Here is a 14,695-nt window from a genome sequence, read left to right as displayed (position 1 = left end):
GCTCTTGATGGAAAATGTAATGATGTGAGATAAATAACGGCTATACCGTAACCTTATTAATCCCACCTAAACTGTCTTAAATTTCGTGTTTATTTACGTCATTCGTCATCCATTTTACACCACACATTAACCATCGTTTATATCTTTTCTGTATCTTCGGTAAATTCAGTTTTAGCGTATGGCAAAGAAGAAATCGGCAAATATAAAATTGGTTCTAAATCAATTGGTTAGTGATGTATTTGAAAAAAACAACAATCAGGTTCTTAACTATAAACAGGTTTCAGCTAAATTAAATCTGAATGATCAGGAATCACGAGAAACCATCCTGGAAATATTAAAAGAAGGCAAAGGCGCCGGTATTTTCCTTGAACCAGAAAAAGGGAAATTCAAGCTTAAAGATCTTCAGAATTTTATAATCGGAACTGTTGATATGACCGCTGATGGTTCTGCCTATATCGTTCCGGAGGATGAATTTGAGAAAGACGTCTTCGTAGCTCCTAGAAAATTGAAAAATGCGTTGCATGGCGATACCGTCAAAGCCTATGTTTTTGCCAAGAAAAGTGGACGAAAAAATGAAGGGGAGGTAGTAGAAATCCTCAAACGAGCCAAGTCAGATTTTACGGGTGTAATTAAAATATCCGATCGATTTGCATTTGTTATTGCTGATGATAAAAAGATGATGCATGACATTTTCGTACCATTGGCTGATACGTTGGATGCAAAAAACGGTCAACGGGTTTTGGTAACCCTATCAGATTGGCCCGAAAGCGCTAAGAATCCTATTGGTATTGTAAAACATGTATTAGGAAACCAGGGTGAAAACAATACCGAAATGAACGCCATTTTGGCTCAGTATGGTTTTCCTTTAGAATTTCCACCACAGGTAGAAAAAGAGGCTAATGCAATCCCTGAAGAAATTCCTGCGGATGAAATTGCAAAGCGTAAAGATTTTAGAAATATACTTACTTTCACCATCGATCCTGCAGATGCTAAAGATTTCGATGACGCCATTTCCTATCAGAAACTTCCGAATGGAAACCATGAAATCGGGGTTCATATTGCTGATGTTTCTCATTATGTTATTCAGGGAACCGATTTAGATAAAGAAGCTTACAGTCGTGCAACATCGGTATATTTGGTAGATCGCGTAATCCCAATGTTGCCAGAACGTTTAAGTAATGGTGTGTGCTCGCTTCGTCCAAATGAAGATAAATTGTGTTTTGCTGCAGTGTTTGAACTTGATGAGCAGGCCAATATTCAAGCTGAATGGTACGGACGAACGATCATTCATTCTGATAGACGTTTTAGCTATGAAGAGGCGCAGGAAGTAATAGAAAATAAAGCTGGTGATTACGCCACAGAAATTCTAAAACTTAATGAGCTCGCTTATATTTTGCGTGATCGCAAATTTAAAAATGGTGCCATCAGTTTCGAAAGTACCGAAGTAAAGTTTAAGCTTGATGAATCTGGCAAACCAATCGGAGTTTATGTAAAAGAGCGGAAAGATGCACACAAGTTAATTGAAGATTATATGCTTCTGGCCAACCGCAAGGTGGCAGAATTTGTGGCGAAAAAGCAAAAGGGCGAGAAGAAACTAACTTTCGTTTACCGGGTTCATGATTCACCAAACATGGAAAATCTTACTTCTTTCGCTACATTTGCTTCCCGTTTCGGTTATAAAATCAATACTAAATCAGATAAGGAAATAGCCAAATCACTGAACCATTTAATGGCTGATGTAGAAGGCAAGAAAGAACAGAATATATTAACATCACTGGCCATCCGGTCAATGGCTAAAGCAATTTATTCGACTAAAAAGACGAGTCATTACGGCTTGGCCTTCGAATACTACACCCACTTTACTTCGCCAATTCGTCGTTACCCCGATGTAATGGCACACAGGCTGCTCCAAACCTATTTAGATGGGGGTAAATCTGCTGATGCAGAATTTTATGAGGTAGCATGTGCTCATTCTTCTGCAATGGAAAAACGTGCCGCTGATGCAGAAAGAGCATCAATTAAATACAAACAAGCAGAATACCTCGAAAATAACATTGGTACTGAATACAAAGGGATTATTTCTGGAGTGACCGAATGGGGTATGTATGTTGAGATCGAAGAAAATAAATGTGAGGGAATGATTCGTTTGCGTGATATTTCTGACGATTTTTATGTACTCGATGAAAAAAATTATTGCATTGTTGGCCAAAGAAAAAAGAAAAAATATCAACTTGGTGATGAAGTGATGATTCGGGTAAAGAAAGTCGACCTTTCTAAACGCCAAATAGATTTCACCCTTATTCCTGATTAAAAATTTAAGACATTCGTGCCAAAAGACACCGTGTTTACGTAAAAGATGCATACAACAGAACAACTACAACAAATCTTAGATACAGCAATAAAAAATTTAAAGTTTCCTGATCAGCCTAAACAGCTTTACGATCCGATTACTTATATCATTAACCTGGGCGGAAAACGCGTTAGGCCACTTCTGGTTTTAATGGCAACCGAACTATTTGGTAAGGATGCTCACGACTCCATCCATGCAGCCATGGCAATTGAAGTTTTTCACAACTTTACTTTGGTGCATGATGACATAATGGATAATGCACCTCTGCGCCGGGGTAAAGCAACCGTACACGAGAAATGGAGCACCAATACGGCTATTTTAAGTGGAGATGTGATGATGGTTGAGGCAAATAAAAACCTAGCCAAGGTTAATCCAATCTTCCTGAAAGATGTTCTAGATACCTTCAACTCAACGGCTCAAGGTGTTTGCGAAGGACAGCAACTCGATATGGAATTTGAAAGCCGTGATGATGTAAGTATTGAAGAATACATCAATATGATCAGGTTAAAAACGGCAGTTCTGTTGGGTGGCGCTTTAAAGTTAGGTGCGATCATCGCAGGGGCTTCAGAAAAAGATGCTGATTTGATTTACCAGTTTGGAGAAAACATCGGAATTGCTTTTCAATTACAGGATGATATTCTGGATGTTTATGCTGATCCTGAAAAGTTTGGAAAGCAGGTTGGTGGCGATATCATAGCAAACAAGAAGACATTCTTACTACTAAAAGCATTTGAACTGGCAGAAGGCGACATCAAGGAGTCTTTAGATACCTGGACGGGTTATAAAGATTTCGATATCAAGGAAAAAGTCGCAACAGTGACTTCAGTTTACAATACTTTGGACATTCAAAATATCGCTAAAGAAACGATGAATAACTACCTGGATAAGGCATTAAACTTTTTTGAGCAAATTAATGTGAGCACTGAGCAAAAAAACAATCTGCTCACATTAACTAATCAGCTAATGGCTAGAGAATACTAATACATATAACGCCTCATTTAAAAAGAGCTTATTGCAAAATAATTTTATATTTAAATAGAGAAAATAACACTTCATAAATCGTCATTCCCGTGAAAACGGGAATCGTAATGCAAATAGAAGACAGAAATGCTCTTTTATGTAATAAGATGCCCAGTCAAGCTGAGGGTTAATTTATTTCATAAAAATTAATATAAATGACGTTAAGAACGGTCGTCATTGTCTGCCTGCGGCAGGCAGGCGAGGTACGAAGCAATGTCATTCTTGTTAGTGTGTTATCAAATGAGATTGCTTCAATCGATGAAAAATCGATTTCGCAATGACGGAAAATAAAAACGTCAATGGCAGCATGACAACACAACAAAATTAAATTCCATAAGGCATACTGAATTTGTAATACTGCCTCTTTTTGATGATAGCACTAATCTTCGTTAATACTTTTGCTTCATAGCTGATGTATTTGATCGAACGGTGCTTATAGCAGATAATAAGTTATCCATTTTCCCATAAACAGAAAAAGTCCTGATTTTCATCAGGACTCTTCAAATATCAGTTGATACTAATTATTCTGCAACAGCAGCTTCTTCAGTAGCTTCGTCTTTTTTAACTTTTTTAGCAGGTGCTTTTTTAGCAGCAGCTTCAGCAGGAACTTCTACAGCAGCAGCTTCTTTTTTAACAGCTGGTTTTTTAGTTAATGCTTCTTCGATTTCAGCATCAGAGATAGGAAGAACAGATACATAAGATTTGTTATCTTGTTTCTTTCTGAAAACTACAGTACCATCAATCAAAGCGAATAATGTATGGTCTTTTCCTAAACCAACATTTTTATCTGGATGGTGTTTTGTACCACGTTGACGTACTAAAATGTTTCCAGCGATAGCTAACTGACCACCGAAAATTTTAATACCTAAACGCTTACTATGCGATTCACGTCCGTTTTTCGAACTACCGGCTCCTTTTTTGTGTGCCATGATTTTATATTTTTTAACTCGCTAAAAGCGAATTATTGGTTAACTAATGAATTATAACGTGATATCAGAAATCTGAATCTTTGTGAAAAACTGGCGGTGACCATTTTTCTTTTTGTAACCTTTTCTACGTTTTTTGTGGAAAACGATTACTTTATCACCTTTTAAATGAGATACGATAGTAGCTGAAACTTTAGCACCTTTAACCGCAGGAGCTCCTACAGTGATTGCACCACCATTATCAACCAACAATACATTATCAAATTCAATACTAGCGCCTTCATCTCCTTGCAATCTGTGTACAAAAAGGTGCTGGTCTTTAGCAACTTTAAATTGCTGCCCTGCTATATTTACTATTGCGTACATTGTTTAAATATTAGTTTTTTAATTTTTATTTAACGAGGTGCAAATATAGAACAAATTCAATTAACACACAAACACATATCGAAAATATTTTTAACTATAATCCTTCGGAACCAAGATTTATAGGATTACCAGATTTTAAGATCGAATTGTGTTATGTTTTTAACTCGATTTTGGAAAGCAAAATCTGAATATATTAGGTTACTCCTGCCCTGCTGTTTATTACAAGTCCTCGCTGCGCTTCGGGCTTTTCATTACCATCAGGTTTATTTTACGCAGGCCGGTATTTCAAACTGTTGTTCCGTCCCCACAAACTTTACAACAATTTTATTAAATGCGCTGCTATAGAAAACATGCCTTTGTTTATAAACCCGATTGAAGTGAAAGCCTCCGCTATTCAGCGGTGCTTATAACGTAAAGCGGGACTGCGTTCTTCCAAGCAAAGCTAAACATTCATTTTCAAAAAGCACCTATCAGGAAAAGGTCGTTAAAAAAAAAGAAAAAATCTTAACGAAATCATCCTAAAAGAAAAGACTTAATTGAAAACCTACACATTAGGTTCACAATTAAGCCTTTGAATATTTTTGGTGATGAAACTACTTTCCAGATCTTATCTCTGCCTGGTTTAAAGTTTCCTGAATAACTTTACGCATTTGAACGGCAGCATCCAACAACTTTGGGTTTCCATCAAAATCGCCATATATCACTACATGTTTCGATTTTTCTTTGTAATTGAAGGTGATATCGTAACGTGGAACTGCTTTCGATTTAGCACTTTTTTGGCCAATCGTATCAGGAAAATTCCAAAGACCAATCTCATTCGCCTTTCTATGCATGTACAAAATATCGTCGCTTTTTAAGAAAACTTTCTTGGTAATCACCGAGTCTCTATTGTTTACATATTGATAAACACCCGTTTTGGAATCATACTTATTTTCTAAGGTATCTTTTAATCCGTAGCTAAATTGCATGGAAACAAAATCAGCCTTGCGAAATGGTGCATTCTGAATAATGGGCTTGTAATAGATATAGCAGTAAATAATCATCGGTACGATGATGGTAATGGCTAAGAATATTTTTTTTCCTCTACTTGACACTTGAGTTAATTATTGAATTTTGAATGACTGAATTATTGGACTATCAAATTTCGAGTGAATCCAAAACGATGCAAAGTTTAAAAAATTTAGTGAACATCGAAACATCCTAAAATCATTTATTAAATACATACTAAACTAAAAACTTCAGCTGGATGATTCGAACTTAAAATTACGAATCTTTCAACTCCCCTTCCCACTTACTTACTACTGCAGTTGCGATACTGTTACCAACAACATTAGTTGCCGAGCGGCCCATATCCAATAGCGGATCGATACCAATCAGTAGCGCTAAACCTGCCTCAGGAATATTGAAGCTGGCGATGGTTCCTGCAATTACTACCAATGAAGCTCTCGGTACACCCGCAATGCCTTTACTGGTTAACATTAAAATCAATAACATTGAAATTTGCTGTTCGAAACCTAAATGAATGCCATAAGCTTGCGCTATAAATAGCGATGCAAAAGTCATGTACATCATGGAGCCGTCCAAATTGAATGAATAGCCCAACGGCAATACGAAACTCACAATCTTATCTTTGCAGCCGAAACGTTCCAGCAACATCATGGTTTTGGGGTAAGCAGCCTCGCTACTGGCTGTACTGAAAGCCAAAATTGCCGGCTCTTTCATATCGCTTACTAGCTTGAAAACTCGTTTTTTAAGGATTAAGAAGCCGATAAAAATCAGCATTGCCCATAAAATACCTAAACCCAGGTAAAACTCTCCAATAAAAATTGCGTAGGTATTAAGCACATTTAGTCCTTGCTTGGCTACTATGGCTGTCATCGCACCAAAAACTGCTAATGGAGCAAAGTTCATCACATAACCTGTCATTTTCAAAATCACATGAGCAATGGCGTCGAACGCTTTAATTACTACCTGGCCTAAGTCGCCAATGGCAGCTGTGGCTACACCAAAAAACAAAGAAAATACAACGATTTGAAGAATCTCATTGGTGGCCATAGATTCGGCAATACTTTTAGGAAAAACGTGGGCGATAAAATCTTTTACGCTCATCGCAGCCTTCTGGATCCCGGTATTTACCATTTGATCTGGCAAGGTTAACTGCATGTGTTTTCCAGGTTCGAACAGGTTGACTAGAATTAATCCAAGTACTAAAGACATTAGCGACATCGCCATGAACCACCCTAAAGTTTTACCGCCAATCCGGCCTACGGCTTTAATATCGCCAACTTTAGCCACACCAACCACCAAAGTTGTAAAAACCAAGGGCGCCACAATCATTTTTATCAAGCGAAGAAAAATATCACTCAAAAGCGTAAAATACTCAAGCTTCTTTTCCCGGATATCTTCATTCTCCTTTTTAATTTGAGCATTCGCTTTTCTTTCGGCTTTAAGCTGGGTAAAAGTTGCAGATGTTGTATCGGTAGCTTTTTTAATGGCTACCTCTATGCTTTTTACCTGCGCATCGGCGTTTAGGATTTTCTGATTGTAAACATCAATCGAATTAACGTTCAGAATATAGCCTAATGCAACTCCGGCAATCAGCGCTATAAAAATGAACAGCGTGAGTTTGTTTTTCTTCATGAATATAAAAAGTTTGTGGCTCTGTTAATTTGGTAAAACTACGATATTTACTGTGGCTAACAAATTTTGATCGCCAGGGTGTTTAAAAATTATTTAATTTTCTAATTTCGCTGTAACAAAAAACGCTAACCTCCATCTAAAAAACACCTACAAACCCATAAATGGAACAAAAAGACAAGCTATTTAAAGAAATCTTCGATTCGAATTCCAAAAAGATCTTCCATTTATGTTATGGTTACACGGGCGATACCGATGCTGCTAATGATCTTTTACAGGAAACCTTTTTAAAGGTTTGGCAGAATCTGGACAAGTTTAGAAACAAATCATTAATATCAACCTGGATTTATAGAATTGCCGTCAACACTTGCCTTACCTATCTCAGATCGGAAAAAAGGCAGGCAAAAGACGAGTTGACAGATAACATTATCGAAAACAAAATTGAAGAGTTTTCAGAAAAAAATGAACAGGTAGCCCTGCTTTATAAATGTATATCGAAGCTTGAAGAAAACGACCGTTTAATTATTACCATGGTGCTTGATGAGCTTCCATACCACGAAATTGCCGACATCTCAGGAATAAGTGAGGGAAATTTGAGGGTTAAAATTCATCGTATTAAACAAAAATTAACAGAACTATATAACCAGTATGCAAGCGTTTGATCAAATACAAGAGTTGTGGCAAAAACACGATGTAGAAGTTAAGGTTTCTGCTGATGAAATGTTACAGCAAGTAAAGAAAGAAGTGAATGGTTTGAAGTTAAAGTCTGCTTTAAATATCCTTGGCATGCTTGCATCATTTATTGCAATCGCTGTTTTATGGGTGTTCTTTCATTTCGAATCGTGGACCACACATGTCGGAATTAGCATCACTTTGCTAGCGATAGGTGTATATATCTTAATTCTATACCGGGATCATCGTTTGATTTCAAAAAGCGATTACACCCGTCACCCAAATGAATATCTCAGTGATTTAAGAGTATACCAGTTAAATCGGTATAAGCTATACAATTCCCTTTATTGGTTTTATACTGTAGCACTTTCACTTGGACTAATTTTCTATTTCATCGAGATACTTGCACACTTAAGTATCACCATGACGATTGTAGCGGTTAGCTTCACATTTCTGTGGATTCTGTTCTGCTCTACAATCCTTAGAAATGCGGTTATAAAACGCGAAAAGGAGCGTATATCTCTACTAATTGAAAAATTTGAAAGAATAAGTGCACAAATTTCAATGCCATAAAATTTTAGGCACGGTTTTTTCAATCCAATTTTGTGATGAAAACACCTCTTGCAATTTTACTGCTTACACTCGTACTGCCGTTTACTTTCGGTTTTAAGCAAGATTTTACTCAGCCCGTTCAGCTGGATTGGGAAACTTATTTTAAAGGAAAGCCTGATACGCGTTCACCCTTTTTTGCATTAACGGCAATGACATGGAAGTACAGTTACGAATCTACCATCTATAGAAATCGAGTGGCTATCAACCTTAAAAATGAAATAAGCATCGATAAAGACCGCTCATGGGTAAAATGGGATAAAATTAAAGATCCGAATGTGAGTGCCAGCTTGCTTCACCATGAACAAGGACATGTGAACATCCAATATATTTTACTTTCGGAGGCGGAGCGTGTTCTAAAAAACAGAAACTATTCAATTAAAAATTATAAGGCTCAGATTTCTCAGTTAGCGAATGAACTAAGCAATTATTTCGACACCATGCAGCGCAATTATGATGAGGAAACCGAACACGGAAGCAATCATAAAATGCAGGCACGTTGGGATAAAATTATTGAAGATAAAATGGCCGAATCTCGAGCTGCTACCCTAGCCAATGATTCGCGATAATTTTGGGAGGAAGATGATTAATCCCACAACAACTGCCAACAAAGCAGCCATTAACACCGCGGCAGCGGCTAAATCTTTAACAACTTTAATTTTAGGATGATATTCTGGAGAAACAACATTGGCTAATTTTTCTATCGATGCATTGATTATTTCGGCTACAATTACCGAAGTAATGACAGCCAAAATTGCGATCCACTCCGATGCAGAAAGCTGTAGGTAAAACGATAAGCCAATAGCGATTAACGCTGCAAATAGATGAATTCTGCCATTATGATCATTAATAAAAAATAACCGCAATCCATTAAAAGCATATTTAAAGCTTTTAATTCTATCTATTACTGAGAATTTGCGATTTTCCTGCATTTCGCAATTTACTAAATAGCATATCAAAACAAAGCAGCATCTCTGCAAATAGCGAGAGATGCTGCTTTAAAGGCTTCTATAATGATATGTTTTAAAATTTTAACCCTTTATCAATTCGCAGATTCTTATTTCTTTGCTTCAGTTTTTTCAGCTGGAGCGCCATTATCTAAAATTGTTTTTGTAGTAACACTTCTTTTTCCGCTCGGCGCAACAACTATTGTTGTTAAAACCCGTTTTTCGCCTTGTGGAACAGTTACTTTAATTGGCGAAGTGTACAAAAATGCATTTTCTGACGGTCTTGACCCGTCTAATGAATAGTAAATTTTTCCGCCAGTAATCGGAACTTTTAAATCAATTGTAAAATCGCCGCCTGTTAAAGGTTTATCACTTTGACCGATTGGTGTTGGCACCCAAAGGTTGATATTCATTTTATCTAAACGAGCTAAATGCTTCGGTAAACGTTCCTCCGAAAAATTCTTTAAGTCCTTGCGTTCAACTGGGCTCCAGGCAATTTCAGATAGCGCTAATAAACGTGGAAAAGCATGGTTTTCTGCTTTCTCAGGCGTTTTGATGTATTCAGTCCACATGTTAGCCTGCACTCCTTTAATGTATTTTCGCTGATCGGCTGTTAAAACTTTCGGAATCGGATCGTAAGCATAAATTTTTTGGTAAGGTGCAAAACCACCGATGGTAACAGGTTCGTCAGGAGAATTTGATTGTTTATGGTCGATGTATAGCCCCATGGAACCTGGAGTCATAATTACATCGTGATTTTGTTGAGCAGCTGCAATTCCCCCTGCTTCACCTCTCCAACTCATAACCGTTGCATTTGGCGCTAAACCACCCTCTAAAATTTCATCCCAGCCAATAATCGAACGTCCTTTGCCATTTACATGTTTTTCAATCCTTTGAATGAAATAGCTTTGTAATTCATGTTCATCTTTCAAGCCTTTTTCTTTCATCAAAGCCTGGCAAAATGGCGATTCTTTCCAATACGTTTTCGGCGCTTCATCTCCTCCAATGTGGATATATTTAGAAGGGAAAATTGCAATTACCTCATCCAGCACATTTTCTAAAAAGGTAAACGTATTATCTGTTGGAGTGAAAATATCATCAAAAACTCCCCAGGTTTGCTGAACTAACTTTCCTTTTCTTGCTCCTGCCCAAGGTGTTTTATCACTTATAAATGTATCACGGTTAGGAAATGTACTTAATTCTGGATAAGCCGCTATTGCTGCTGATGCATGGCCAGGCAATTCAATTTCTGGTATCACGGTGATGTACCGCTCTGCGGCATATTTTACAATATCTTTAGCTTCATCTTGTGTGTAAAAACCCTTTACTTCGGTCAAATAATTGCCATTGCCAGGATAATTGCCAATGATTGTACCAGGTCTGGTAGAACCGATCTGAGTAAGCTTTGGATATTTTTTAATTTCCAACCGCCATCCCTGATCATCAGTTAAATGCCAGTGAAAAGTGTTTATTTTATAGTAAGCCAACTGATCGATGTATTTTTTGATAAATGAAACTGGAAAATAGTGGCGGCAAACATCCAGCATTGCGCCACGATAACCAAAACGAGGATAATCATTGATCATCACCGCCGGAATAGTTATTTTGTCTCCAATTTTCTCTGGTATCATTTGCATGGCAGACTCTACCCCGTAAAATAAACCCGCACCTTTTCCTGTAATTACAATCTGAGTTGGGCTGACCTTGATTGTATATCCTTCTGCTGGCAGTTTATCTGCACCAGCTGATGTTAGCAAAATACTTTTTTGGTTTGGTTGAGGCAATTTACTTTCTCGCAATGCGAAACCAGCTTTGTTTACAATGAAGGCATTTAATAAATCGGCCGATTTTGCGCCATCGACACTTTGATTAATTAATAAAGTTGTTTTGTCGAGGATGAAATTACCACTCGCTCGGGTAATGGATACGGGTGCAGGAATTATCCCGAGGTTTGGATCGCCCTGCGCAAATGCACTTGTGCTGATTAATACTCCAATAAAAATCGATAATGCTTTGTTCATGATTGGTTTTGGTTTAGAAAAATAGTTTATTAAATCTTACCTAAGATATAGATTACGAAAAGAATGTATAGCTCACTTTTTTGTTACACTCTTAATCAAACGTTTGTTTTGCGAAATTTAAGACAAAAAAAATCTCCTCAAAAAGTTGAGGAGATTTAAAATATTGTCAAGTGAGGTTATGCCTCAACCGGATGTTCTTTAGCAGCAAGATAACGCTCAGCATCTAGGGCAGCCATACAGCCTGAACCCGCAGCGGTTACTGCCTGGCGATAATACATATCCTGAACATCGCCACAAGCGAAAACACCTTCAATATTCGTTAATGTAGAACCTGGTTTAGTTAATAAATAACCTGTCTCGTCCATTTCCAACTGGCCTTTAAAAATATCGGTATTTGGTTTGTGCCCAATGGCCACGAAGAAACCTTCAACTGGAATTTCTGAAGTTACGCTGGTTTGATTATTAAGCACTTTTACAGCGGTTACATTTTTACCATTACCCAAAATCTCTTGTGTTTCGGTATTATAATGTACTACGATATTTGGAGTTGCTAAAACACGACTCACCATTGTTTTTGAAGCTCTAAACTCATCGCGACGCACCAATAAATGGACAGTTTTACAAAGTTTAGCTAAGTATGTAGCTTCTTCAGCAGCCGTATCTCCGGCGCCTACAATTGCAACATCCTGGCCTTTGAAAAAGAAACCATCGCAAACGGCACAAGCTGAAACTCCAAATCCATTATATTGTTGCTCGCTTGGTAAACCCAACCATTTTGCAGTTGCACCTGTAGCAATAATTACGGTATCGGCAGTGATGGTTTTGATTTCATCAATTACGACCTTGTGTGGAGCAGAAGAAAAATCAACAGAACTTACATAACCGAAACGGATATCAGTACCGAAACGCTCCGCCTGCTTGCGAAAATCTTCCATCATTTCTGGCCCCATAATTCCTTGCGGATAGCCAGGGAAGTTTTCTACATCAGTGGTTTGCGTTAATTGACCGCCGGCTTGCATACCGGTATACATAATTGGTTTTAAATCTGCTCTAGCTGCGTAAATCGCTGCTGTATATCCTGCCGGACCAGAACCTATAATTAAACACTGAACGTGTTCGTTTTCTTGTGACATTATATGGTGTGTTTGAAATTCATTAATTGTAATGCAAATTTAACGCATTAAATAATCGTTAGCAAATGCGCATTGTCAACATAGTTTACTTATTAACATTGAAAATACCATGTTTCACCCCTCATAAAAATTATCTTGGAGATAAAAAATTGTATCGATAAAATATACTATTCCATTATTCGAGAGCACATTTTCATCGTGTAAATCTTCGAAAATAATTCCTAAATCTTTATTGATATAATCGTGATTTCTGTTATTTACGAAATTATTGAATAAAAGAAATTTTTTAACAGATGTTAAGTTTGTAAGTTCGTTCGCAATTATAAATTCTTGCTTTACTACTGCGAAAAGCTTTTCATTTATTAATTTAAAACCTAAAAAATTGTAAGCTGTCGCTTGAAAGAAATAATTGTGAATAAGTAAACTGTTGAAGTAATCTAACCAATGTTCATAAAAAACAGAGTCGTTCAGTTTAACGACATTGCAGTCGTCATATCTATAAACTCTTTGTTCAGCTCCGGCGCTTATGAATTCATCTTCTGAAATTTCGTTCGAATAGATGAGATTTTCTTTAATAGCGAAATCAATTAATCTGATTTCTTCTTCACTTTTGAGATACTTTTGTTTTTTAGCTCTGAAGCCTGTCTGCGCATATCTTCTAAGGAAATTTTGCGTTTTTTTGAGTTGGCTTGTTTCGCTAACTGATCCATCGCCGACAATGATATTTCGTAATTCATCCTTAATATTTTTCATTAAAATATGATTTAAAGATACGAAATTTCCCACATATGTAAGATGTTCGTTCAACTAACTTCCCTTGTTCTCCCTAATTAATCGAATCACATTTCCACCAAGGATTTTCTTAATTTCACTTTCCGAATAACCATTTTTAATCAGCTCTGCAGTAATTTTAGGATAGTCAGCAACACTATTCATCCTTGAAGGAAAGGATTCTGCCCCATCAAAATCAGCACCTAAACCCACATGATCTACTCCAATTAGTTTCACAATATGGTTGATGTGTTTCACCACTAAAGCAATTGGCGGCCGGATTGCTTCGGCATCAGCCCCATGGTTCGAAATTAGCGTATCGATAGCACTGCTCCTTCCATATTTAGCGGAAAGAATTTTTAATTCCTGATCGTATTTTGCTAACAATAGCTTTTGGTTTTTATTAAATGTAGAATCTAAAAATCCGCTGTAGAAATTAATGCAGATCACGCCTTTATTTTTTCCGACAGCCTTAATTTGTTCATCTTTCAAATTTCGTGGAACAGGATTCAAACTGTAGGCACAACTGTGGGAAACAATTACAGGTCTGGAACTGGCTTCGATGGCATCATAAAAAGTTTTTTCGCCAACGTGAGATAGGTCAACCATTACCCCTAGTTTATTTAGTCTTTTCACCACTTGCTTGCCAAAAGCATTCAAGCCAGCATTTTTTGGTTTCACTTTTCCAGAAGTTTCTTCGGCTGCTGAGCTTGCCCATGGCGTACTATTGTTCCATGTTAAGGTTAAATAAGCCATTCCACGTTTGGCCAGGCTATCGATATAATCTAAACGGTTTTCAATCATGTGTCCGCCTTCCACACCAATCATCGCAGCCATTTTTTGTTGCTTCACCGATGCTTCTAAATCAGTGGCGGTATTAACCAACTGAATTTTCTCTGGATATCTTTTAATTAAACTGTAAAGAGAATCTAACTCTTGATTAGCGAGTGCATAACCCCCGGTTTCATCACACCAAATAGAAAAAAACTGAACATCCAAACCACCGTCTTTTGCACGGATAAGATCGAAATTCCCTTTCGACTGGAGTTTACCAATATCAATTCCTGATTTAATTTGATTGAAGAGAATATCACCATGGGTATCAATTACGATGGCTTCCTGGTGGATTTGATTTGAAACTTGTGCCAGGATTTTGCTTTGAAGCAGCACAAAAAAGAGAAAGAAATAAAGGGTTTTCATAAATTAAAATTAAGCATTTGAACTTTTAATCATTCAAATGCCT

The 14,695-nt window shown here is 37.2% G+C and carries 14 protein-coding genes; 5 read left to right on the top strand and 9 right to left on the bottom strand.

Annotated features, from left to right (window positions below; all coding sequences use genetic code 11):
• The first annotated feature begins 178 nt into the window (after positions 1-178).
• Both rnr and ACZZZC_RS10460 read left to right on the top strand, forming a co-directional pair.
• Positions 179-2,311, top strand: coding sequence for a ribonuclease R (gene rnr, locus ACZZZC_RS10465; RefSeq protein WP_463487120.1), 2,133 nt, complete (start codon positions 179-181; stop codon positions 2,309-2,311).
• Positions 2,312-2,356: 45 nt separating this feature from the next.
• Complete coding sequence (locus ACZZZC_RS10460) at positions 2,357-3,331, top strand: polyprenyl synthetase family protein (RefSeq protein WP_463487119.1); 975 nt, start codon at positions 2,357-2,359, stop codon at positions 3,329-3,331.
• Between the two features lie 560 nt (positions 3,332-3,891).
• Here the strand turns inward: ACZZZC_RS10460 and rpmA are convergent.
• The 4 genes from rpmA to ACZZZC_RS10440 all read right to left on the bottom strand — a co-directional run bounded on the left by rpmA (position 3,892) and on the right by ACZZZC_RS10440 (position 7,302).
• A complete protein-coding gene (rpmA, locus tag ACZZZC_RS10455) occupies positions 3,892-4,299 on the bottom strand; it encodes a 50S ribosomal protein L27 (protein ID WP_265800329.1) in 408 nt (135 codons plus the stop codon).
• Positions 4,300-4,350: 51 nt separating this feature from the next.
• Positions 4,351-4,662: a 50S ribosomal protein L21 gene (gene rplU, locus ACZZZC_RS10450; protein WP_010601215.1), complete on the bottom strand. Its 312-nt coding sequence runs from the start codon at positions 4,660-4,662 to the stop codon at positions 4,351-4,353.
• A gap of 593 nt (positions 4,663-5,255) precedes the next feature.
• Positions 5,256-5,756 (bottom strand): hypothetical protein, encoded by a 501-nt coding sequence (locus ACZZZC_RS10445; protein ID WP_463485890.1) that lies wholly within the window; start codon positions 5,754-5,756, stop codon positions 5,256-5,258.
• Positions 5,757-5,925: 169 nt separating this feature from the next.
• Positions 5,926-7,302, bottom strand: coding sequence for a dicarboxylate/amino acid:cation symporter (locus tag ACZZZC_RS10440; protein ID WP_463485889.1), 1,377 nt, complete (start codon positions 7,300-7,302; stop codon positions 5,926-5,928).
• A gap of 161 nt (positions 7,303-7,463) precedes the next feature.
• On the opposite strand from ACZZZC_RS10440, the gene ACZZZC_RS10435 reads away from it, so the two are divergent.
• The 3 genes from ACZZZC_RS10435 to ACZZZC_RS10425 are packed head-to-tail and all read left to right on the top strand — an operon-like array spanning position 7,464 to position 9,149.
• On the top strand, positions 7,464-7,961 hold the full coding sequence (locus tag ACZZZC_RS10435; RefSeq protein ID WP_029286005.1) for an RNA polymerase sigma factor: 498 nt from the start codon (positions 7,464-7,466) through the stop codon (positions 7,959-7,961).
• Positions 7,948-8,544, top strand: coding sequence for a hypothetical protein (locus ACZZZC_RS10430; protein WP_463485888.1), 597 nt, complete (start codon positions 7,948-7,950; stop codon positions 8,542-8,544). The genes ACZZZC_RS10435 and ACZZZC_RS10430 overlap by 14 nt, the downstream gene beginning before the upstream one ends.
• Before the next feature lie 35 nt (positions 8,545-8,579).
• Positions 8,580-9,149, top strand: a complete 570-nt coding sequence (locus tag ACZZZC_RS10425) for a DUF922 domain-containing protein (RefSeq protein WP_463485887.1) — start codon at positions 8,580-8,582, stop codon at positions 9,147-9,149.
• Here ACZZZC_RS10425 and ACZZZC_RS10420 read toward each other — a convergent pair.
• From ACZZZC_RS10420 to ACZZZC_RS10400, 5 genes are all read right to left on the bottom strand, one after another.
• On the bottom strand, positions 9,129-9,512 hold the full coding sequence (locus ACZZZC_RS10420; RefSeq protein ID WP_463485886.1) for a diacylglycerol kinase family protein: 384 nt from the start codon (positions 9,510-9,512) through the stop codon (positions 9,129-9,131). The two genes, ACZZZC_RS10425 and ACZZZC_RS10420, sit on opposite strands and share 21 nt — an antisense overlap.
• A gap of 125 nt (positions 9,513-9,637) precedes the next feature.
• Positions 9,638-11,548, bottom strand: a complete 1,911-nt coding sequence (locus ACZZZC_RS10415; RefSeq protein ID WP_463485885.1) for a beta-N-acetylhexosaminidase — start codon at positions 11,546-11,548, stop codon at positions 9,638-9,640.
• Between the two features lie 176 nt (positions 11,549-11,724).
• Positions 11,725-12,681, bottom strand: coding sequence for a thioredoxin-disulfide reductase (gene trxB, locus ACZZZC_RS10410; RefSeq protein WP_265800317.1), 957 nt, complete (start codon positions 12,679-12,681; stop codon positions 11,725-11,727).
• 114 nt (positions 12,682-12,795) lie between these two features.
• The gene (locus tag ACZZZC_RS10405; protein ID WP_463487118.1) at positions 12,796-13,434 is read right to left on the bottom strand and encodes a putative polyvalent protein kinase domain-containing protein; all 639 of its coding nucleotides are present in this window, start codon (positions 13,432-13,434) and stop codon (positions 12,796-12,798) included.
• Between the two features lie 54 nt (positions 13,435-13,488).
• Positions 13,489-14,652, bottom strand: a complete 1,164-nt coding sequence (locus tag ACZZZC_RS10400; RefSeq protein WP_463485883.1) for a dipeptidase — start codon at positions 14,650-14,652, stop codon at positions 13,489-13,491.
• Between the last annotated feature and the right edge of the window lie 43 nt (positions 14,653-14,695).

The sequence above is a fragment of the Pedobacter sp. AC212 genome (assembly GCF_979258625.1).
This window is presented reverse-complemented; position numbering and strand designations above follow the sequence as displayed.